22 protein-coding genes are annotated in these 21,813 nt (G+C 36.0%); 20 read left to right on the forward strand and 2 right to left on the reverse strand.

Translation table 11 applies throughout. The features are described 5' to 3' along the window. The first annotated feature begins 5 nt into the window (after positions 1-5). The 18 genes from QYB97_RS05625 to QYB97_RS05710 all read left to right on the forward strand — a co-directional run bounded on the left by QYB97_RS05625 (position 6) and on the right by QYB97_RS05710 (position 18,097). A complete protein-coding gene (locus QYB97_RS05625; RefSeq protein WP_301164999.1) occupies positions 6-773 on the forward strand; it encodes a tyrosine-protein phosphatase in 768 nt (255 codons plus the stop codon). A gap of 37 nt (positions 774-810) precedes the next feature. Next, complete coding sequence (gene galU, locus QYB97_RS05630) at positions 811-1,701, forward strand: UTP--glucose-1-phosphate uridylyltransferase GalU (protein ID WP_301165000.1); 891 nt, start codon at positions 811-813, stop codon at positions 1,699-1,701. Positions 1,702-1,852: 151 nt separating this feature from the next. Continuing rightward, complete coding sequence (locus tag QYB97_RS05635) at positions 1,853-2,527, forward strand: sugar transferase (protein WP_301165001.1); 675 nt, start codon at positions 1,853-1,855, stop codon at positions 2,525-2,527. Position 2,528: 1 nt separating this feature from the next. Beyond that, positions 2,529-3,485, forward strand: coding sequence for a GDP-L-fucose synthase (gene fcl / locus QYB97_RS05640; protein WP_301165002.1), 957 nt, complete (start codon positions 2,529-2,531; stop codon positions 3,483-3,485). A 12-nt stretch (positions 3,486-3,497) separates the two neighbouring features. Further along, the gene (gmd, locus tag QYB97_RS05645) at positions 3,498-4,577 is read left to right on the forward strand and encodes a GDP-mannose 4,6-dehydratase (RefSeq protein WP_301165003.1); all 1,080 of its coding nucleotides are present in this window, start codon (positions 3,498-3,500) and stop codon (positions 4,575-4,577) included. 79 nt (positions 4,578-4,656) lie between these two features. Beyond that, complete coding sequence (locus QYB97_RS05650) at positions 4,657-5,868, forward strand: glycosyltransferase (RefSeq protein WP_301165004.1); 1,212 nt, start codon at positions 4,657-4,659, stop codon at positions 5,866-5,868. A 59-nt stretch (positions 5,869-5,927) separates the two neighbouring features. Next, a complete protein-coding gene (locus QYB97_RS05655) occupies positions 5,928-7,304 on the forward strand; it encodes an O-antigen polymerase (RefSeq protein WP_301165005.1) in 1,377 nt (458 codons plus the stop codon). Next, a complete protein-coding gene (locus QYB97_RS05660; protein ID WP_301165006.1) occupies positions 7,301-7,786 on the forward strand; it encodes a serine O-acetyltransferase in 486 nt (161 codons plus the stop codon). Before QYB97_RS05655 ends, QYB97_RS05660 begins: the two co-directional genes overlap by 4 nt. Next, positions 7,783-9,195: a lipopolysaccharide biosynthesis protein gene (locus tag QYB97_RS05665; protein WP_301165007.1), complete on the forward strand. Its 1,413-nt coding sequence runs from the start codon at positions 7,783-7,785 to the stop codon at positions 9,193-9,195. The genes QYB97_RS05660 and QYB97_RS05665 overlap by 4 nt, the downstream gene beginning before the upstream one ends. A 51-nt stretch (positions 9,196-9,246) precedes the next feature. After that, entirely contained in the window at positions 9,247-10,317 is a 1,071-nt protein-coding gene (locus tag QYB97_RS05670) for a GDP-mannose 4,6-dehydratase (protein WP_301165008.1), read from the forward strand. A 138-nt stretch (positions 10,318-10,455) separates the two neighbouring features. Beyond that, positions 10,456-11,706: a glycosyltransferase family 4 protein gene (locus QYB97_RS05675; protein ID WP_301165009.1), complete on the forward strand. Its 1,251-nt coding sequence runs from the start codon at positions 10,456-10,458 to the stop codon at positions 11,704-11,706. 26 nt (positions 11,707-11,732) lie between these two features. Next, positions 11,733-13,061, forward strand: coding sequence for a UDP-glucose dehydrogenase family protein (locus tag QYB97_RS05680; RefSeq protein WP_301165010.1), 1,329 nt, complete (start codon positions 11,733-11,735; stop codon positions 13,059-13,061). 11 nt (positions 13,062-13,072) lie between these two features. Continuing rightward, entirely contained in the window at positions 13,073-14,458 is a 1,386-nt protein-coding gene (locus QYB97_RS05685; protein ID WP_301165011.1) for a sugar phosphate nucleotidyltransferase, read from the forward strand. Between the two features lie 54 nt (positions 14,459-14,512). Next, positions 14,513-15,589 carry a glycosyltransferase gene (locus tag QYB97_RS05690; protein ID WP_301165012.1) on the forward strand — a complete coding sequence of 359 codons (1,077 nt, stop codon included), beginning with the start codon at positions 14,513-14,515 and terminating at the stop codon, positions 15,587-15,589. A 22-nt stretch (positions 15,590-15,611) separates the two neighbouring features. Beyond that, on the forward strand, positions 15,612-16,235 hold the full coding sequence (locus tag QYB97_RS05695; RefSeq protein WP_301165013.1) for a GNAT family N-acetyltransferase: 624 nt from the start codon (positions 15,612-15,614) through the stop codon (positions 16,233-16,235). 38 nt (positions 16,236-16,273) lie between these two features. Then, complete coding sequence (locus tag QYB97_RS05700; protein ID WP_301165014.1) at positions 16,274-16,966, forward strand: hypothetical protein; 693 nt, start codon at positions 16,274-16,276, stop codon at positions 16,964-16,966. 195 nt (positions 16,967-17,161) lie between these two features. Continuing rightward, on the forward strand, positions 17,162-17,593 hold the full coding sequence (locus QYB97_RS05705; RefSeq protein WP_301165015.1) for a VanZ family protein: 432 nt from the start codon (positions 17,162-17,164) through the stop codon (positions 17,591-17,593). A 69-nt stretch (positions 17,594-17,662) separates the two neighbouring features. Continuing rightward, complete coding sequence (locus QYB97_RS05710) at positions 17,663-18,097, forward strand: YkyB family protein (protein WP_301165016.1); 435 nt, start codon at positions 17,663-17,665, stop codon at positions 18,095-18,097. Between the two features lie 21 nt (positions 18,098-18,118). Here QYB97_RS05710 and QYB97_RS05715 read toward each other — a convergent pair whose 3' ends face one another. Continuing rightward, on the reverse strand, positions 18,119-18,961 hold the full coding sequence (locus tag QYB97_RS05715; RefSeq protein ID WP_301165017.1) for a hypothetical protein: 843 nt from the start codon (positions 18,959-18,961) through the stop codon (positions 18,119-18,121). Between the two features lie 479 nt (positions 18,962-19,440). Here QYB97_RS05715 and QYB97_RS05720 point away from each other — a divergent pair, with 479 nt between their 5' ends. Beyond that, the gene (locus tag QYB97_RS05720) at positions 19,441-19,869 is read left to right on the forward strand and encodes a YkyB family protein (protein ID WP_301165018.1); all 429 of its coding nucleotides are present in this window, start codon (positions 19,441-19,443) and stop codon (positions 19,867-19,869) included. Between the two features lies 1 nt (position 19,870). On the opposite strand, the gene QYB97_RS05725 is transcribed toward QYB97_RS05720, so the two are convergent. Further along, a complete protein-coding gene (locus QYB97_RS05725) occupies positions 19,871-20,008 on the reverse strand; it encodes a hypothetical protein (protein ID WP_301165019.1) in 138 nt (45 codons plus the stop codon). Between the two features lie 344 nt (positions 20,009-20,352). On the opposite strand from QYB97_RS05725, the gene QYB97_RS05730 reads away from it, so the two are divergent. After that, complete coding sequence (locus tag QYB97_RS05730; RefSeq protein ID WP_301165020.1) at positions 20,353-21,621, forward strand: S-adenosylmethionine decarboxylase related protein; 1,269 nt, start codon at positions 20,353-20,355, stop codon at positions 21,619-21,621. Positions 21,622-21,813 lie beyond the last annotated feature (192 nt).

Raw genomic sequence — 21,813 nt, forward strand, 5'->3', positions numbered from 1 at the left:
GTCTTTTGATAGATGTCCATAGTCACATCTTACCAAACGTGGATGACGGTGCACCAGATCTCACAGCAAGTCTCGACATGGCCCGTCAAGCGGTAAACAACGGCATATCGACTGTATTTGCTACACCACATCATAGAAATGGAAGATTTGAAAACAGCAAAGAAGACATCCTGATGAAGACGGAGGAATTAAATCTGGCTTTGTCCCAGCATCAAATTCCTCTAACGATACTTCCCGGACAAGAGATTCGCCTTTATTCGGAGTTCCTGGAAGATCTGGCAGCAGGCAAGCTGCTCACCTTAAACAACATGAATAAATACATACTGATTGAACTTCCATCAAACCGCGTACCCGGATACGCCAGGCAAGTCATTTATGAATGCACATTAAAGGACATTACACCTGTTATTGTCCACCCGGAGCGAAACAGCGCCATAATGGAAAATCCGGATCTCCTGTACGAGCTTGTTAAAGAAGGAGCTCTCACCCAGGTGACGGCCTCCAGTATCACAGGGGCCTTTGGTAAGAGAATCAGCTCGTTTTCCATCAGTCTAATAGACCATCATTTGACACACTTCATAGCTTCCGACGCTCATAATAATTCGTCACGGGGCTTTTCTTTATGGGAGGCATATGAAGAAATAGGTAAAAAGTTTGATAACACCGTGGCTTATTACCTGCGAGAGAACGCACAGCTGGTAGTTAACAATCAAAGTATTTATGCAGAAGAACCAACGCGGATAAAAAAGAGAAAACGACTGGGGATTTTTTAAAAATACCAATACTTTTATATTGAAAAGGATGATAGGGATGAAAAAGGTCAGAAAGGCGATTATACCTGCTGCAGGGCTCGGAACACGATTCTTGCCAGCAACAAAGGCAATGCCAAAGGAAATGCTTCCAATTGTAGACAAGCCTACGATTCAATACATCGTGGAAGAGGCGATTGAGTCCGGAATTGAAGACATCATTATCGTAACCGGTAAAGGAAAGCGCGCCATCGAAGACCACTTCGACCATGCGTTCGAACTGGAGCAGAACCTTTTTGAAAAAGGAAAAATCGATTTACTTCAAAAAGTACAGCAGTCCTCCAAAATGGCAGACATTCATTACATCCGCCAAAAGGAACCAAAAGGCCTTGGACATGCGGTATGGTGTGCACGTAAATTCATCGGGGACGAGCCATTCGCAGTATTGCTTGGTGACGACATCGTCCAGGCGGACAAGCCTTGCCTGAAGCAGCTTATTGAACAATATGAAAACACAGGCTCTTCAGTGATTGGTGTGCAAACCGTACCTGAAGATCAAACCAGCCGTTACGGCATTGTCGATCCAACTTCTCAAGACGGAAGATTGTACGGTGTACAAAACTTCGTCGAAAAACCGGCACAAGGTGACGCACCGTCGAACCTGGCCATCATGGGCCGTTATGTACTGTCACCTGAGATTTTCCACTATCTTGACAAGCAGGAAAAGGGATCTGGTGGAGAAGTTCAATTGACTGATGCGATTCAGAAGCTAAACACCTTCCAACGAGTATTCGCTTATGACTTTGAAGGAACTCGCTATGACGTTGGAGAGAAGTTTGGTTTTATTTCAACCACATTGGAATTTGCATTGAAGGATAAGGATTTGCGTCCAAGTCTGCTTAAAGAGTTAGAACGACTAACTGCTATGTACAAAGCAAAAGCAACGAAGTAGTGAAAACATAAGGTGATGCCTCCTTACCTATATCAAAGGAGGCACTCGGTTATGCTGTGGGTGTCTTACAGCACCTTAGACGCAAGTCGTCGATAGCATGATGTGAGGACGGGTTTGATGCCCGCTTACATATTTGAAAGGGGTAGTGATAATGGGAGAACCAAATACTATATCAATATCAAATGAGATTAATAATTTAAAAAAGGAATACGGTGCACAGCGTTTTATAAAAAGAAGTATGGATATTATTGGAGCTTTAATTGGTTTAATTCTTTTTTTTCCTGTGTTTTTAGTAATTGCAACTTTTTACTTGTTCGGTGAAGCTAAAGGTCCCATATTTTTCAAACAAAAAAGAATTGGTCAGAACGGGGAAGCTTTTTATATTTATAAATTTAGATCTATGATAGTAAATGCTGAAGAGAAATTGAAAAGCAATCGTATTCTATACGAGAAATATTTGCGTAATAATTACAAATTAGAACCAGAGGAAGATCCTAGGATAACAAGAATAGGAAAATTTCTAAGGAAAACAAGTATAGATGAATTACCTCAGTTCTTAAACGTTCTTAAAGGAGATATGAGCTTAGTTGGGCCAAGACCGGTAGTAAAAGAAGAATTAAACGAGTATAAACAAAAAGAATTTATATTTTTATCTGTTAAACCGGGCTTAACAGGCTATTGGCAGGTGTGCGGTAGAAGTGATGTAGGTTATCCTGAGAGAGTTGATATTGAACTTTTTTACGTATATAATCAATCAATTTGGTTAGATATTAAAATTTTGATTAAAACTGTTTTGTTAGTAGTGATACGAAAAGGAGCTTATTAAAATGAACAAAGATTCAAAAATATATATTGCTGGCCACTGTGGTCTTGTAGGTTCAGCCATTTTACGAAAATTGGAAGAGAAGGGCTACTCAAACCTTGTCTACAGAAGAAGCGGTGAGCTGGATCTTCGCGATCCGCTACAGGTGGAAGTTTTCTTTAAGAGTGAGAACATTGATTATGTATTTCTTGCAGCAGCAAAGGTTGGGGGAATTGTGGCAAACAATGAATACCCAGCGGATTTCATACGTGACAACCTTCTTATTCAAACCAACGTCATTGATGCAGCCTACCGCAATGGTGTAGAAAAACTAATGTTCCTTGGGAGCACTTGCATCTATCCTAAAATGGCACCTCAGCCACTTAAGGAAGAGTATCTATTAACAGGTGAGCTCGAGCCAACGAATGAACCTTATGCTATTGCAAAAATTGCCGGGATTAAAATGTGCGAATCATACAACCGCCAATACGGCACTAAATACATTTCTGTTATGCCAACAAACCTTTACGGCGTAAATGATAACTTTGACTTGGAAACATCTCACGTGTTACCGGCACTGCTTCGAAAGTTTCATGAAGCAAAAGAAAACAACAAGCCGTTCGTAGAAATTTGGGGCACAGGAACGCCTAAACGTGAATTCCTTTACTCTGACGATTTAGCCGACGCGTGTGTATTCTTGATGAATACATATGAAGGTAATGAAATTGTAAATATCGGTGTTGGAGAAGATCTAGAGATTAAAGAACTAGCCTATAAAATAAAAGATGTGGTTGGGTATGAAGGCGAGTTGCAATTTGATACATCCAAGCCAGACGGCACACCAAGAAAGCTGGTAGATGTAACAAAGCTTAACTCTTTAGGATGGAAAGCAAGCACTTCTTTAGATGAAGGTTTGCAAAAAGCATATGAAGGATTCATAAAATACCTGGAAACTGAAAAAGAAACCAACTTGGTTCGATAAGCGGAGGCAAACATGAAAAAGGCGTTAATTACAGGGGTAACAGGACAAGACGGATCATTCTTAGCAGAGTTTTTATTAGAAAAAGGGTATGAAGTACACGGTATCATTCGCCGCAGCTCTTCTTATAATCAGGAACGTTTGGAAGATCTTTTAACCGAAGAAGAAGCAAATGCATTAATAAATAACTCAAACTTCCACCTCCATTACGGAGATGTAACAGATGCTACCAACATGATTAATATCATCAACCAGGTTCAGCCTGATGAAATTTACAACCTGGCAGCACAATCGCATGTACGTGTTTCCTTTGACATGCCAGCCTATACACTAGATGTCGATGGAAAAGGAACACTAAATATCCTTGAAGCTGTACGAATCTTGGGACTAACAGAAAAGACTAGAGTATACCAGGCATCTACTTCTGAGTTGTTCGGAAAAGTTCAAGAAGTACCACAAAAAGAAACAACACCTTTTTACCCGCGCTCTCCATACGGTGTAGCGAAGATTTACGGTTTCTGGATTACAAAGAACTACCGTGAATCCTATAACATGTTCGCTGTAAACGGCATCCTGTTCAATCATGAATCGGAGCGACGCGGAGAAACATTTGTAACGCGTAAAATTACGTTAGCGGCGGCTCGTATTGCTCAAGGCAAGCAGAAAAAGCTTATGCTTGGCAACCTGGACTCTCTACGTGACTGGGGCTATGCAAAAGATTATGTAGAATGTATGTGGCTGATTCTTCAGCATGACAAACCAGAAGATTTTGTTATTGCTACTGGTGAAATGCACTCTGTTCGTGAGTTTGCTGATTTGGCATTTAGACATGCTGGTATTCAGATTGAATGGATAGGCACTGGAATTGAAGAAAAGGGAATCAATAAAGCAACCGGCGAAGTGATTGTAGAAGTTGATCCGAAGTTCTTCCGTCCAGCTGAAGTAGAGCAGTTGTTGGGTGATCCTACAAAGTCTAAGACACTCTTGGGATGGAATCCTACTAAGACTCCTTTCGAAGAATTGGTCCGTATTATGGTTGAGGGGGATATGAAGAAGGTTCGAAAAGAAGATAAGGTTAAGAGAATGTTTGATTAACCTGTATTTTATTTCAGAGTAGATTACTAGCTGTTATTTTAATATAAGCTTAGAAATACTAAATTAGGGGAGATAATTTTTGAGGCTTTTGTTAGTTGTGGATAATCACCTTGGCCGGACAAAGGATGGTCAAGTTTGGAGTAAAGGAATATATGATTATTCCTTTTTTTCACGTTATTTAGATGTATTTGAAGAAGTGAATGTGGCCATTCGTATTGAAGATATAAAGGATAATATTGGATATCCGAATTTGTGCAGTGGTCAAAATTTGAAATTTCTTCCTATACCAGATTTTCATGGAGTTAATGGGTATATTAAAAATTATTTTTCTGTTAAAAAAGCAATAAATTCTTATAGTAAAGATTGCGATTGTGCAATAATTCGTATACCTAGTGCTATTGGATTTCAATTTGCATCAATAATTAAAAATAAAATACCTTATGCATTAGAAGTAGTAGTAGACCCATGGGACTTTGCGGCGCCAGGGATGCTTAGATCAAAAGTTCGCCCTTTAGTCCGCCTTCACTGGACAAACCAACTAAAAAAGTTATGCAAGCATGCAAATGGAGTTTCATATGTTACACAGTTTGCTTTACAAAAAAGATATCCAAATAAAGCGCAAATACACAAAGAATCCCTACAGCATTTTCAATCATATTATTCTTCGGCAAACATAAAAAAAGATTTTTTCGCACCTCCTAAGGTTTTTCTTCCTAGTCAAAAAGCATTCCAAATCATCCATGTTGCTAATACAATTAATTCATATGTTAAAGGTCATAAAGAATTAATTAAAGCCGTGAGTTTATTAAATAAAAAGGGACACGATTTATCGGTTAAATTTGTAGGCGATGGTGAATTAGTTTCTGAGTTTCAGGAATATGCAAAGTTATTAAGGGTTGAGGAGAAAATATCTTTTGTTGGGAGAATACCTGATAAAGACTCTATGAAAAGAGCATTAGCAGAAAGCGATTTATTTGTATTTCCAACCCATGGAGAGGGGTTGCCACGGGTACTTATTGAAGCAATGGCCGTTGGGTTACCTTGCATATCTACAAGAATTAACGGTATTCCAGAATTATTAAGTGATGATCTATTAATTAATGTGGGAGATATAGAGGAATTGATAAGAAAGATTGAATATTTAATTTCAAATTCTTCTTTAATGACTGAGGTTAGTAAAAAAATGTCATATAAAGCCAAAGAATATAGTGAGGATAAACTTCAAATAAGAAGAAAACAATTCTATATTAAATTAAAGAAATATACTGAATCTGTTTTGAAGGAAAAATAAGTTGGGCAGTCAAGCCTCACTATAATAAAAATGTTGTAGGAAGGAGAGGAAGTGAGTTTTTGAGAAAAGTTAATTTTGGAACCACCATAGTGGTAAAATCATACTTACTATTATTTTTCGGTATAATATTATTCTCCGGAATGGTAGTATTAAAACCTTTTTCCATTACTACAATATTTTTGGTAAGTATAATTGCAGTTTTTTTCTGCAGCATACTAATGTATAGCAAGAACTTTTTTAATCCATTTATTTTCTTCTTCATATTTAGTTTCTTAGGTTTTATTGATGTCACTTTAGTAGCCGCAGGTGTCCGTAATAGCTTAACATTGGTGCCGGATTACGTTTATACAAAGACATTACTAATAATGTTAATATGGTTTTTAACTTTTTCTGTAGGTTATGGATTCGTTTTTAAAATCTCGCTAAAAAAGGAATTTAGCAATAAAGCAAATTCCATCCAAGGAGCCGATATTAATCCACAAATAATTTTTTTAATGTGTGGATTTATATTTGCATACTCAATAACATCTACTTTAAAAACTTCCATAAAGCTGGGTGGCCTTATTCAAGGTATGAGTGGAGGGGGAGGAGCTTTTGCTGATCAAGGTTACCTTTTAGCGTTATTAGGATTTGCAGGATGTTTACCAGTTATGACTTTATATAGAGGTAAAAAGTTTCAGGCTATACTATACGCTCTGATGGTTTTTATTGGAATAATAATGACAGGACGCAGAAGCATGGCAATATTAACCGCCTTTATACCTTTTCTAATTTATTGGAATGCAAAGGTAAAAAGAATAAAATTATCCCAGATAGCCATTATAGCGATACCTTTACTATTTATTATCTTATTTATAGGTGCAATCAGAACAGCGGAAAACCCCAATTTTTCTCAGACTAATACAGATAATTTTTATTTATCGCAGTTATCAATCTTGGCTAGATATAATGGATATGGTGATAATATTCCCGCATTGGTTTACAAGTTAGATAGTGGAGAATTAAATTTCCAGGGATATAAATATGCAGTAACAGGATTAGAGTATTTTATACCACGGAGCTTATGGCCTAATAAACCTAAAGTTCACTCAGCTGAAATAGTCAGTAACAATGTCTTTTTCATTGGAGATACAGGAAGACCAACAGGCCCTTATGGTTGGGCTTATTTTAATTTAGGATTCCTTGGTGTTATATTAAGTGGTTTATTTACAGGGATTATCGCAGGTAATTTTTATAGAATAGTTCAAAGAAAGAAAAGTGTTATTTTATTATGTATGTATGGTCTACTTATATTACCAGTTTTAGAAGTCTTTCAGCCTGAATCTCAAATGAAAATCGTGTTATTTGCAGTTACAATAAAAATACTTGAGATGTTAAGCCGAAGGACAAAAATAAATACTGAGAAAATTGCTTTTATAAGGAGTACTAGGATGTGAGAAATATATTTAAAATATTAACACCTTTTGTAGGGAGAAAAGAGAAAATTCGATATTTGATAAATTTACAATCATGGGCTGCAACAAATAAAAAGTACATTCTTATGAAAGTAATAAACACACTTATATATAGAAAGTTCCATTGCGATATTTCGCCTTTTTCCAAATTCGGATCAAATGTAAATTTTCCTCATCCTGTTGGAATTGTTATTGGGGAGGGAGTTTGGATAGGTAATAATGTTACAATCTATCAAAATGTTACCTTAGGGAGAGCTAATGGGAGCGTCGAATTATATCCCACTGTTCAAGACAATGTAGTTTTATATGCGAATTCAATGGTGCTTGGTGATTGCACAGTTAAATCAGGTAGTACGGTAGGAGCATATAGTTTAGTGATGTCTGACACGAGAGAAAACAGTGTTTGGGTAGGAATTCCCGCAAAATGTGTTAAACCAAGTAAGAAGAAAATTGAAAAAGCATGAACAATTCACATGGTAGTTTAGCCAAAAAGAGCGGTTTGTACTTCATTGGTAATTTCGCTTCTAAAATAATAATGGCCGCTATGGTTCCATTTTATGCTTATTATGTTAGTGTGCAAGAACTAGGAGTTTTTAATTATTCGCAAATAATAATGAATATATTATCACCAATAACATATTTAGCAATATGGGAAGCTATTTTAAGGTTACTCGTAGCGGAAAAGGATAAAGAACAACGTGCTAATGTTATTGCTACTTCTTTACGGTTTGTACAAGTAGTTTTGTTTTTCCTTTTTTTATTCAGTGTAATATTTGCATTTAACCAAAACAAAGTGTTTATGTATACTATGCTAATGATATGTATTTATGGAGCAGCTCAAATATGGCAATATTATGCTAGGTCACTTGGATTTAATCATATTTATGTGGTCGGAAGTGTTACTGGTACAATTGTGAACTTTTTAATGTTAGTAATAACCATGAGTTTTTTGAATTTAGGAGCTACTAGTTTATTTTGGTCATTCATTTTGGGGCAAATTTCCATCATCTTGGTTATAGAAATGAAAGTTCATGTATTTAAGTATTCCAAAACTGGAGATTTTGATTGGTTCATATTAAAAAGGATGTTAATATTTTCAGTTCCTCTAGTATTAAATTTGACATCAAATTGGTTAATCGCAGGTTTCGGAAAAATTATTATTATGTATCAACTTGGTGCTTATGCTAACGGATTATATTCCTTTGCAATGAATTTTGGGACTATTGTAACCATGGTAGGATCCGTTATTTCAATGGCATTAATAGAAGAAGCTATTATAAAGAGTGGAGAAAAAGAAGTAGATGAATATTTTTCTAATGTAATTGAAAATGTATTTAAGTTGTTCTTATCACTATGTGTTGTCGCTATCCCTTGTATTTCAATTTTTTACAATATAATATCGAAAACTGGTTATTCAAAATCATACCAACTAGTACCTTTATTTATTTTATATGCTATTATCACTACAATGGCTACCAATGTAGGTGCTATCTTTCAAGCAAAAAACAAAACAAACCAATTATTTTACACGACTATTTTTGGCGCGGTTACAACTATTGTACTTTCGTTTTTACTAGTTAATTTTATTGGTATTCAAGGAGTGGCAATTGCTCAAATATTTGGTGCTTTAGTAATGTTAACATTAAGATGGATTTATGCAAAAAAGCTTATAAAGTTTTCAGTTAGGTGGAATAAAATTTGCATCCTGACTTTAACATATTTATTTGTAGGGATCGTATGGCTAAAAGGTACAAATCTTATGAGTTTTACTGTTAGCATTTTTGCAATAATGGTTGTTTGCTATATAAATAAGAATATTTTACTTAGGATTAAGAAGATAGGAATAAGCAAAATAAATAGTAAAGTATCTTAACATCATAGATCCAGTTGGGAATTGGAATATACTACATTGAAGGTGGGGAAAATGATTAATTATTTAAGGAACAAGACAATTTTGATAACAGGTGTAGCTGGGTTTATAGGCTTTCACTTGGCAAAACAAATTTTAGAGGGTAATGACAAAACTATAAATATTATTGGTCTTGATAATATGAGTGATTATTATGATGTTACATTAAAAGAAGAAAGGCTTTCATTACTAAGGAACATCGTAGAAGATGAGTTGAAAGGCAAGTTTATTTTTATCAAGGGGTCGATTTCTGATAAAAATCTAATTGACTCAATTTTTGAAGAATACAAACCGGAAATTGTTGTAAACCTTGCTGCACAAGCTGGGGTCCGTTACAGTATAACAAATCCTGAAGAATATATTGAAACTAATTTGGTTGGGTTTTTTAATATTTTAGAAGCTTGCCGTCACTCCTATGATAATGGCCAAAAGGGTGTTGAGCATTTGGTTTATGCATCTTCTTCTTCGGTTTATGGTTCTAATAAGAAAGTACCTTATAGTACAGAGGACCAAGTAGATAATCCTGTATCATTATATGCAGCAACGAAAAAATCCAATGAACTAATGGCTCATGCATATTCTAAGTTATATAGTATCCCTTCAACGGGTCTTCGGTTCTTTACAGTATATGGACCTTTAGGTCGTCCCGATATGGCATATTTTGATTTCACAAATAAGCTTGTTAAAGGGGAAACAATCAAAATTTTTAACTATGGTAATATGAAGCGAGATTTCACTTATGTGGATGATATTGTCACAGGTGTCATTAATATAATGGGAAGAATACCTGACATAAATGAGGATGGAGTGAAATATAAAGTATATAACATTGGGAATAATCAGCCCGAAAGTTTACTTTACTTTGTCGAGACACTTGAAAAGTCATTAATTGATGAAGGTATTATTATTAAGTCTACTGATAAGGAATTATTACCTATGCAACCGGGCGATGTTTATCAAACTTATGCAGATGTAAATAGCCTTGTAAAGGACTTTGGATTTAAACCGAGTACAAGTCTTTCAAAAGGATTAACTGAATTTGCTAAATGGTATAAGGATTATTATTTTGCAGATATAAAAAAATGAGATTGGATAATATAACTCAAAGCTGTGTCAGTTCTTTCTGATATAGCTTTTTTATTATCTGTGTTTTTAATGTTCAAGTTTTGTGAAATATTCTATAATGTTCGCTATTACTTAATAAATATTTGACAGAGGGATTATATGAAATCTAAAAAAAAAATTGTATTTGTTATAAATTATTTTTATCCAGACTTTGCTTCAACAGGTCAATTAATGACAGAGCTTTGTATGAGTCTTCAGCAGGAATTTAATATTACTGTTATTGCGGCACAACCAGGTTATGCCGGTGAAGATATAAAATCAACTAAGAAATTTGAAGTTGAACAAATGGAAAAAATGAAAATTATCCGTATAAAGTTGCCAAAGGTAGACAAAACTTCTAAATTGAGCAGGATAAAATACATAACCTCTTATTTTATCTATGCACAGGTGGTCTTACTAAAAGAGAGAAATGTTGATTTAATATATACTATTTCTCAACCGCCAATAATCGGTGGATTAATAGGGACAATAGGGAAATGGTTTAAACGTTCAAAGCATGTTTATAATATACAGGATTTCAATCCTGAACAGGCAGCAGCTGTTAGCTATACTAATAAGCAAATCGTTTTTAAGGTTGCCAAGAAAATAGATATGCTAAATTGCAGTTACGCTGATAAAGTAATAGTTGTTGGAAATGATATGTGTAAAACTCTTCACGCAAGGTATGCTAATAAACGATTACCGAGTCACGCTGTTATTAATAACTGGACGAATGAAGAAGAGATTGTACCTTTAAATAAAACAAATAGCAAAATTGAACAATTTTTAAAGGGACACAACTTGGAAAACAAATTTATTGTTATGTATTCAGGCAATATTGGACTTTTTTATGATTTAGAAAACATAATTAAGGTTACGGAAAATTTTAAAGATCAGGAAGAAATTGCTTTTGTCTTTATTGGTGAAGGTGCTGTTAAAAAAGATATGCTAGAATTTGTAAAAAGAAAAGGGATAAGTAATGTTTACTTTTTACCTTATCAATCAAAAGAATTTATCAAGTATTCATTAAATGCTGCTGATGTTCATCTAGTAGTGAACCAAAAGGGAATTAAAGGTGTCTCTGTACCTAGTAAAATATATGGAGTTATGGCTGCGGGTAAACCAATACTTGGTGTATTAGAACAAGGGAGTGAGGCCCAAATGTTGATTGAAAAAAGCAATAATGGCCTTGTAATTGAACCTCAGGACTATGAAGGAATAACGAAAGCTATAAATCAGTTTTATCAGATGGAGAAGGGTCAATTGAAAAGCATGGGACTAAATGGAAGAGCCTATTTGGACAAACATTTAAAAAGAAAAATTTCGATTAATAAATACAGAGAAGTACTGAATGACGTACTAGAAGGTTAATTAATACCCAGAAAGGAATTTGAATAATGAAAATTTCAGTTGTAGGGACTGGCTACGTTGGTTTAGTAACTGGTGTAGCCTTATCACATATTGGACATAAAGTAACATGCGTAGATATAGATCAAAATAAAGTAGAAAAAATGAATAAAGGAATTTCACCTATTTATGAGCCAGGCCTTGAAGAATTAATGGTTAAAAACATTAATGAGGGCCGGCTCTTTTTTAGTGCAAACCACAGGGAAGGATTTAAAGATTCAAAAGTAATTTATATTGCTGTTGGGACTCCTGAAAAAGCTGATGGATCGGCAAACTTAACTTTTATAGAACAAGTAGCAAAAGACATCGCAGTTAATATTGAAGAAAATGTTATTGTCGTTACTAAGAGTACTGTTCCCGTAGGTACGAACCATTACATCAAGGATATTATTGAACAGCACCTTATTAAAAACGTTAAGGTGGAAATAGTATCTAATCCAGAGTTTCTACGAGAAGGTTCATCAGTATACGATACATTTAATGGTGATAGGATTGTGGTTGGTGCTGATAATACAGAGGCAGCTCAAGTTATAAAAGAAATTAATGAACCATTTGGAATTCCTGTATATGTTACTGATGTCCAAAGTGCTGAAATGATCAAGTATGCCTCAAATGCTTTTCTTGCAACGAAAATTAGCTTTATTAATGAAATAGGAAATATTTGCGAAAAACTTGGGGCTGATATTGAAAGTGTTGCTTATGGAATGGGATTGGACAAGCGTATTGGTTCCATGTTCTTGAATGCAGGAATTGGATATGGGGGCTCCTGCTTCCCGAAAGATACTAAGGCATTAACTCAAATTGCATCCAATATTGATCATCAATTTGAGCTATTAGAATCTGTGATTAAGGTGAATAATAATCAACAGAGCCTACTTATTGAAAAGGCGAAAGATCGAGTGGGTAATCTAAGAGGAAAGAAAGTAGCCTTGCTTGGTCTATCATTCAAACCGAATACAGACGATATGCGTGAAGCAGCTTCTATTGTCATCAGTAAAAGACTGCTCGAAGAAGAAGCTGAAGTCATTGCATTTGATCCCATTGCTGTTTCTAATGCTAAAAGAATTATTGGTGAAGGTATTCAGTATACGGAAAGCCTTGAAGAAGCTCTTCAGGACAGTGATTTTGCACTTATTGTGACTGAGTGGAATCAAATAAAGGAAATTAATTTACAAACCTATGTTGATAAGATGAGCACTCCGTTAATTTTTGATGGAAGGAATTGCTATGACCTTAATGAGGTAGAAAAGTATAATCTTGAATATCATTCGATGGGTAGAAGAAGTGTGGTAGCTAAGCCTGCAGTTGCAGTTCAATAAGGAGGACGAACATGAAACTTATTCTACTTTCTGGCGGATCCGGTAAACGACTTTGGCCACTGTCTAATGACACACGTTCTAAGCAATTCCTGAAAGTCCTTGAAAATGCGATCGGTGCGAAGCAATCCATGGTTCAAAGGGTGTGGAACCAAATTGAAAATGTTGGATTAGCTGAGTCAACTGTTATCGCGACATCTAAATCACAAACAGAGATGATACACAGTCAATTAGGGGAGGAAGTTCCTCTTATCATAGAGCCTGAACGTCGAGATACCTTTCCAGCCATCGCATTAGCGGCGGCTTTTTTATTTGATGAAAAACAAACGGATCTGGATGAAACGGTTGTTGTACTTCCGGTGGATCCTTATGTCGAGGACAGCTTTTTCGCTAATGTCCAAAATGTAGAAGGTGCCCTTACAGATTCCGGTGCAAATCTTGCTCTTATGGGTGTGAATCCTACATACCCATCCACTAAGTACGGATATATTGTTCCTTACGAGGTAATTACCTCTAATGATTACTTTAAGGTAGAACGTTTTACCGAAAAACCGAGTGAAGAAAAAGCAGAGGTGCTCATTAACCAAAATGCACTATGGAACACTGGTGTCTTTGCCTTTAAACTTCACTACTTAATTGATATTTTAAAGGAAAAAGGATTGCCGCTTAGCTATAAGGAACTTTCTAAGCTGTATCACCTTCTTCCAAAGATCAGCTTTGATTATGAAGTCGTGGAAAAGGCAGAGCATATTGTTGCAGTTCCATACAGCGGTTACTGGAAAGATCTTGGTACATGGAATACCTTAACCGAGGAGATGGCGACAACACAAATCGGGAAAGGTGTCATTTCTGATGATGCTAAAAATACGCATTTGGTGAATGAACTTGGGATACCGGTAACTGTATTGGGTGTTTCAGATGTTGTGGTAGCAGCAAGCCCAGACGGGATCCTGGTCGCCGATAAAGCGTCCAGCCCGAAGATCAAGGATTTGATTGCTGGTTTTGATCATCCACCAATGTATGAGGAACGTTTATGGGGTTGGTCGAAGGTATTAGATTATGCCAAGTACACGAACGAAGAAATGGCTACCAAACGCATTTGTATCCATCAGAATAAGAATTCAACGTACCACTACCATAATTTGCGTGATGAGGTATGGACCATTATTCGTGGTGAAGGTGAGCTGATTCTTGATGAGAATGTCCGCCGTGTCAAAGCAGGAGACATTATTCATATTGCTGCTGGCAAGAAGCATGCGATCCGTGCCATTAAAGAATTGGAATTCATTGAAGTACAAACTGGGAAAGAAGTTGTTGATACAGACTTTGTTCGTCTCTTCCATGACTGGGACGACATTATGGGTCACTACTACAATTCAAAAGCCCAGGTAATTATTTAAACTACGTAAGCCCACTGGTTCTGCCAGTGGGCTTATTTGTATATGGAGAATAACATGAAAACCATTGCTTATTATATATCGGAATACGGATTTGGCCATGCCACCCGGTCCATTGCGTTGATGAGAGAGATTTTAAAGGCAGAGGAATTAAGGGTTGTTGTTTGTACAAGTTTTTCTTTGGAGTTTATTCGAGAATCAATGGTGGAGTTTGGGGAAAGGGTTGTTTATCACGGGGTAGCCACAGATGTGGGGTACATTCTTCAAAAGGATTCTCTACAGCTTGATAAGGATACGTTAAATAAAGCGTGTCATGATTATTTAATGGACTCTGACGAATTGGCTAAGCAAGAGATTGAATACTTAACTCCTTTGTATGTTGGATGTATACTCTCTGACATTGTTCCTATTGCATTTGAGATAGGTGACCGGATGAATATCCCGACGGTAGGTATATCTAATTTTACCTGGTGGAGTGCTTATGAAGGAGTAGTTGATTCCTCATTAAATGATGAGTTTAGAGCCATGTATGAGAAGATGGATCACTTCATTCAGTTGGCGGGCAGTAAAGAGCCGGAATTTGGACGAAAGAGTAATGAACAATTTGGCTTCTTTTGCAGAGAATCAGATGATAGAGAAGTGCAGAGGTTAAGACACCAGCTTAATCCTTTTGGTGAAAAGAAAATTGTATTTATTCCTATTGGGATGAAGATAGAGCTTAATATGGCTGATTGGCCACTATGGAACAATGAAGACTGTGTGTTTGTTGTGTCCAGTCATATGGATATTGAGCATCCCAATGTGGTAAAAGTGCCTGCTGAATATACAGAAGTTCAAAACTATGTAGCGGCTGCTGATTTGGTGATATCAAAGGCTGGGTGGGGAACGGTGAGTGAAGCTGTGGTTCATCAGAAGCCATTGCTGATTATTGAGCGGGAAGAGATGAATGAGGATCGGAATACGATAAATTTTTTAGTTGGTAATAATTGGTGTAGGCTAATCTTTTGGAAAATGCTTGAAAGAAATCGGAATCTATTTAATAGCGGAACCCATTTAAAGTATTACGAAAAAAGTGAATTGTTAGGCATTGTTCATTGTGTTTTAAGTATGATAAATATCAAAGTATCATATTGACTTGCTAATGGGAGTGATGTTCTTGTTTTATGAATTCAAAAATAATATTAAAGAGTTTATACAGGATTTTCAAATACCTGAATTGCAGAATATTAGAATTAAGCTTAGTGAGGCTGAGAGAAAAAATAATGAACTCCCAAGGCAATTTTTTAGTTTTATAAGAATGAAACATGGGGAGATAATGAAAGTTCTTAACGTAAATGAGAAAGAGTATTTTCTGGTATGTAATCCAGAAATTTATTCAATCAAAATTTTAAAAGAATTGGTTATTGAGTTGATTAAAAAGGGAAAAAAAGAAGAAGTAAATTTAGTATTGAACTTTTGCCCTAAAAAAGAAGTTCTAAACTTCACCTTGAATACCCATGATGGCGAACTTGCCAGAATGAGAACAGTGTATTCTTATAAAGAAAATTTATTAGAAATTGCTATATTGGAGGTTTTTAGAAAAAGGGAAGGGTTAGGGACAAGCTTAATAAATGAATTAGTTGAAGTTGCTAAATTGCTTCACGTCCCAATAATAAGAGCTAAAATTCGTCCTTTAGGGTCTGAAACTATAGATAATTTAATTGAGTTTTATCAAAGGAATGGATTTATTATAGTCGAAAGAGAGAATTTGGAGATTGAATTAAAAATAGACAATGAATAATTGCAAAGTGTTAGTACATCATTATAGGAGGGTATTATTTGTCTTTTGAGTTAATTTCCCTAATTGCTACAATAATATCAGCCCTGTTGGGATTATGGATTTATCATAAACAAAAAACAAAAAAAGAATTACATTATGAGATAATATCTGCTACATCTCTTCTTTCGGGAAGTCAATTTGGTGATTTTGGTGATCTGAAAGTCTATTTTAAGAATGAGGAAATAAAAGAAGACATTATTCTTGTGATACTTAAGATGAAAAATACAGGAAACGTTTCTATTCTCGCTGCAGATTGGGAAAAACCAATTAGAATTAATGACATCTTAGCGGCAGATATTGTAGAAAAAATGCCAAATCACTTAGAAGTTAATATAAGTAGATCAATAAATGAAAAATTTATAGAAGTTGAACCCATGCTTTTGAATAAGGGTGATTATTTCGTTATTAAATTATTAACAAAATCATTTAAGAAAAATGAATTTGTTATTAATAATAGGATAGCTGGAATAATTGACATAAAAGAAATAAAAGAGAAATTTAGACCACATTGGATAATACCAATACTATTATCTAGTTTAGGTATTTCACTAGCATTATATAAATCTTTAGTAACAAAGGAATATAATATTCAGATAGCTGTTTTTGTTAGCATAGTTTGGATTTTCTTTAGTTTTATAGTATCCGTATTTTCTGAATGGATAGAGTTTTTACTTAGAAACAGAAAGAAATAACCAAACAGATGTGAAGTAATTCAAATAAATATTGCTTCGATAATTTTCTTGGCTATGCAAAAATGCATCAATGGCACTCCCCGCTTTAATAGTTCTTTTTGTTTAGTGATCTATAATGCACAAAGGATAGGAGTCGCCCCATTTGAAGCTAGCATCCAGAGTCTAAATACGCTCACATATGGGAATTAATAGATTATGAAAATATTTAAATTTCTTATTGTTATTGCCTGGACCCTTTTCCTTGGTATTCATACGTTTACTGACAATCTTGAAGCATTATTAGGCAGCCGCATTATTGAATTCAGACTGACCTCACCTGACTTCTCTCATTTCTTCAGCTTCTCAGACATCACCCTGATACATCCTAACTTCATCTTCATTAAAACCGGGCACTTTTTAGGTTTTGCTATCCTGGATCTTTTACTTTTTGCCTGGTTAGGAAAGCATGGAAGAGCTGTAGTTCTGTCCTTTGGATTCGCTGTATTTACCGAGGTTATGCAGCTGTATTTTGGACGAGATGGCCGGTTGTATGATTTAATTATTGATACATTGGGTATTATTTCGGTGTATGTGCTGCTAATGCAATTTAAAGCGAGAAGTCATGAGATCGATGTAAGGCGAGATTAATATTTTAACAAGAGAAGCATCGATTCTTTTGGATTGATGCTTTTTTACTATCTAAGATAGGAGGACATAATGAAAACCACAAACCAAGAAATAGCGAAAGCAATCTATATTGTAAACAATCATGCGAAAAATGCACCTGAACTTTATACCATAAAGAATAGGGCGATCCAGCGGTTGCTGAAAGAAGGACGAGCAGAGAAATTAGGTTTAAACTATTCACAGAACCCGAGAAACGCCTTGCAACATTTGGATGTATTAGTCAGAGTTGATAATTTCTTATTTCATCATCCCTCCACGAAAGAAGATCGAAACAAATTAAAGATTATCGTATCTGAAACTAATCATCGTAATCCCAAAGTGAGTATGCCTTTAAGACGTGCCAAGCAAATTTTAGAGGCTTATTCGCCATTGCCAAAGCCCTCTGGTATTCCCAGGCGCTCTAACCCCAAACAATATATTCCCTACGTCGGTTTATCCACCTACTTGAATGGAAAAAGCAAATAAGTATATTCTGCTAGTCTTCGTTTAATCCGCATTCAACCAATCGTAAGTATGCACCTCAGCAACTCGTTCCCTCCTGCGCTCAACGGTCAAAATTCCATACAGAACACCATAAAAATATTGCGAGAACGTGGATTTAATCTTTCGAAGTTTGTACTGGTAAACCGTGATCTTAAAGGCTTGAATGATATCGGGAACCAGTGTCTCCAGTGGCCTTTCCATCTGCAACTTTTTATAGGCAATTCTTGCTTTCTGCCACAGTGAACAAATTTCAGCAGCGGTTGTGAAGAAGGGTTTGACCGCAGAAATAAAGTCCATGGGTATGTAGTCAGGAAGATATGAATAATCCAATGTTGTTGAAGAAAACGCGGGTTGCTTACGTATGGTTTTGGTTTTTAATTCTTTGATATTTTTTGTTTCTATGTTTTTAGTTTCCGGTGCCGGAATGTCCGGCTTTTTCATAGAGCTGCAGGGTATTTGGGGGCTTTGCCGGCCCGTCAATTGTTGGGGAAGCGGTCTGTCAAAGCGATGGAACACAAAAATGTTATGGGCATAGCCGCCCTTGTTCCGGATGGTGTGATGAATGGAAAGGACGCTACACTTTCTTGCCTTGCGCAGCATGCGTTCCACCGTGGAACGCGATATGCCGCCTTTTTCATGGCACGCAGAAACAAGCGTACCGATTCTTGCGTTGCATACGCCAATGACTTTGACACTATATCGTGTGAGCTGGTTAAAGGCGATCAACTCGCCCTTCGTAAAGTTCTCCCCATGTACCTCCAAAAAGTGTTTGTTCGATTCATTAAATTCCTTTACCGTATGAAACTCACTCAACTCTTTAAAATTTGTAATCTTTCCAGGCTCCATATCGCTCTTCCTCTCTATAAAAAGGTCTTCACTCTTTAATTAGGGAAAAACGGCGAAAAGGAGGCGTCGCTTCGAAAATTTTTTTTGAAGAACGAAAAAGGCAGCCCGGAACGTCCCTCGACAAAGATGCCGTTACAGCCATAGCCTTTGATTTTTCCATAGTCTATGATGGTGTTTCCCTGGATGAGGGAGTTGGACACGGAGCGAAAGTCCGGCACAGCCGCTTTTAATGATCGGGGTGTTTAGAATAGTAATAAATTCATGAGGTGTCCGGACTGCTGAGCGACATTGCCGACATCAATTCCATAATCTGTGGCATCGCGGACAAGGTTCCCGGATATTTCGGAACTCTGAGTCTGGAATGAAAAGTAGATGCCGTTGACAAAAATAAGCCTACAAGCTAAATATGAGTGAGAAAGTGCCGATATTTCCTATGAATGGATGCTTTCTCACGAATTTTAGAATAGGAGATGAGGGATATGACAGTTCGAGAAATAGCTAAAGCGATCTATGTTATCAACAACCATGCGAAAAATGCACCAGAACTTTATTCCGTAAAGGATAGGGCGATCAAGCAGCTGCTGAAAGAGGGCCGTGCTCACAAATTAGGTCTGCATTATTCCCAGAACCTAGGAAAGACGTTTCGACGATTGTATGTGGTAATCAGAGTTGATGATTTTATATTTCATCTCCCCTCCACGAAAGAAGATCGGAAAACATTAGAGGTGTTTGAATCTAATCCTAATCATCATAATCCCCAAGTAAGTATGTCTTTAGATCGTGCCAAGCAAATTTTAAAGATTTTTTATCCACAGCCAAAGCCTTCTGTTGTTCAAAAGCACCCAACTCCAAAGCCATATACTCCTTATATCGGGTTATCCACCTACTTGAATGGTAATAAGAAATAATTTAGACACCGGCGATCAACTCTCCCTTTGAAAACTTCTCCCCATGTACCTCCAAAAAGTATTTGTTGGTTTCATTAAACTCCTGTACCGTTTGAAACTCACTCAAGGTTTTATTATTTGTAATCTTTCCAGGCACCATATGGCTCTTCCTCTCTATAAAAAGGTCTTCACTTTTTAGTGAAAAATTATGAAAAGGAGGCGTCGGTTTGAAATTTTAATTGATCTTTTGCTAGAGGGACCGTTTGGTGGAGACGTCAGATGTATGTATTCTTCTAAAGCCACAGGAATAATAAATCTATTAAGCTGAATATACAGTTGAGTAACGATTTCATCACTGGTTGATAGCTCTCTAGTAGGGTGCTCTTCATTTTCTATAGCTGACTAAGCCTACTAATATAAAATTTCAAGCATTTATGACAGCTATCTATACATCTCGTCTTTCTATTACATATGTTATAAAAAAAGATTGGACGAGAGTTGGAGATGAAAGGTAAAGAAGCTATTATTACGATCTTAGGAAGTGCCGGTGGGTTGTCAAGATCAGTACTGGCCATTTTAAATAAATCAATACAAGATGAGAAAGATCCAATTCATCATCTTGTTTTATATGGAAAGATCCATTTAATCGATGTGAAACAAAAACCAAAAGACTATTATTCTAATCTTTTTCCTGCTTTATACGAAAAGTTTGTGTTTCATGAGTTTGATTTAAAAGATACTATCATGTTTAAAAAGCATTTAGTATCCACAAAAACAAATATTGTCATTGACCTGTCTTGGGCTGACACGGTTGAAATGTTGACATGCTGCAACGAATTAGGTGTTAAATACGTTAATTCTGCATTGGAAAACTCCTTCATTGATGACAATGAAGATTTATATGAAGGATTTCCTCTGATCGAGAGGATTAAATTCTTCGAAAAATATAAAAAAAGTTTCTCAAATACAGCAGCTGTCGTTTGCTCCGGAATGAATCCAGGAGTAGTTCAATGGATGGCTCTTGAGCTTCTCACTAAGTATTCTCAAGAAAAACCCCTCGCTTGCTATATTGTTGAACAGGATACTTCTTTTTTTAAGGATGAGAGTGATGCCAAAAAGGACGTTATTTACACTTCCTGGTCACCGGAATGTTTCCTTGATGAAGCAATTATGAGCTATCCCATGTTTGTCCAACATCGCACGCCATTGTTCCTGCACGAAAAGGTTTATGATCTTGAATTTAAGGTGAACTTAGGCAGAAAGCAATTTTATGGTTGTTTAATGCCCCATGAAGAAGTCTATACATTATGTCAGTTGTATGAGATGGAAGGCGGCTTTTTGTATCAGGTAAATGACCATACCACCCAGTTAATTCGTTCTCAAATGGATGATCTTAATCAATTATGGGACCATGAAATGCAGGTTCTTGATCCACTTGAAGCACCTTTGGCGGGAGAAGATTTAATCGGAGTACTGCTTGTATATAAAGATAAAGAACGGTACATGTACAATGTATTAAGTAATGAAGAAATCTTTTCTCAATATAAAACGAACGCTACCTATTTTCAGGTGGCATGCGGTGTCTATGCCTCATTATCTGTACTTCTGTTAGATGAAATACCAAATGGGGTTTATTATGTGGAGGAGCTTCTGTTAAATACAAAAAACCACTATACTCAATATTTGATGCACTACATGACGGAATTTGTAACAGGAGAGAATAGAGATTCGGATGGTCTTTTATTGCAGAGAATGAGAAAATTCCAAGATTAATTTCCCTGTTTTCCCATTATGTTAAATGGAATTCATAATCTTTCTTATATAAATTTGCAGGTAAATAGGGCCGCCTTTAGGCGACCCTATTTCAAATATACACATGAATAGGAATCGCCCTATTATCACTATCTCGGATAAAATAAGCGAACAAACTATCACCTAAATAAAGCTTCTTTATATTATATATAA

Source organism: Fictibacillus fluitans (genome assembly GCF_030418125.1).
Taxonomy (GTDB): domain Bacteria; phylum Bacillota; class Bacilli; order Bacillales; family Fictibacillaceae; genus Fictibacillus_C; species Fictibacillus_C fluitans.

Bases quoted from the DNA above. Each gene is read 5' to 3' on its own strand.
- galU (WP_301165000.1), top strand. From the start codon at position 811: ATGAAAAAGGTCAGAAAGGCGATTATACCTGCTGCAGGGCTCGGAACA.
- QYB97_RS05635 (WP_301165001.1), top strand. From the start codon at position 1,853: ATGGGAGAACCAAATACTATATCAATATCAAATGAGATTAATAATTTA.
- fcl (WP_301165002.1), top strand. From the start codon at position 2,529: ATGAACAAAGATTCAAAAATATATATTGCTGGCCACTGTGGTCTTGTA.
- gmd (WP_301165003.1), top strand. From the start codon at position 3,498: ATGAAAAAGGCGTTAATTACAGGGGTAACAGGACAAGACGGATCATTC.
- QYB97_RS05665 (WP_301165007.1), top strand. From the start codon at position 7,783: ATGAACAATTCACATGGTAGTTTAGCCAAAAAGAGCGGTTTGTACTTC.
- QYB97_RS05670 (WP_301165008.1), top strand. From the start codon at position 9,247: ATGATTAATTATTTAAGGAACAAGACAATTTTGATAACAGGTGTAGCT.
- QYB97_RS05675 (WP_301165009.1), top strand. From the start codon at position 10,456: ATGAAATCTAAAAAAAAAATTGTATTTGTTATAAATTATTTTTATCCA.
- QYB97_RS05680 (WP_301165010.1), top strand. From the start codon at position 11,733: ATGAAAATTTCAGTTGTAGGGACTGGCTACGTTGGTTTAGTAACTGGT.
- QYB97_RS05685 (WP_301165011.1), top strand. From the start codon at position 13,073: ATGAAACTTATTCTACTTTCTGGCGGATCCGGTAAACGACTTTGGCCA.
- QYB97_RS05690 (WP_301165012.1), top strand. From the start codon at position 14,513: ATGAAAACCATTGCTTATTATATATCGGAATACGGATTTGGCCATGCC.
- QYB97_RS05705 (WP_301165015.1), top strand. From the start codon at position 17,162: ATGAAAATATTTAAATTTCTTATTGTTATTGCCTGGACCCTTTTCCTT.
- QYB97_RS05710 (WP_301165016.1), top strand. From the start codon at position 17,663: ATGAAAACCACAAACCAAGAAATAGCGAAAGCAATCTATATTGTAAAC.
- QYB97_RS05715 (WP_301165017.1), bottom strand. From the start codon at position 18,961: ATGGAGCCTGGAAAGATTACAAATTTTAAAGAGTTGAGTGAGTTTCAT.
- QYB97_RS05720 (WP_301165018.1), top strand. From the start codon at position 19,441: ATGACAGTTCGAGAAATAGCTAAAGCGATCTATGTTATCAACAACCAT.
- QYB97_RS05725 (WP_301165019.1), bottom strand. From the start codon at position 20,008: ATGGTGCCTGGAAAGATTACAAATAATAAAACCTTGAGTGAGTTTCAA.
- QYB97_RS05730 (WP_301165020.1), top strand. From the start codon at position 20,353: ATGAAAGGTAAAGAAGCTATTATTACGATCTTAGGAAGTGCCGGTGGG.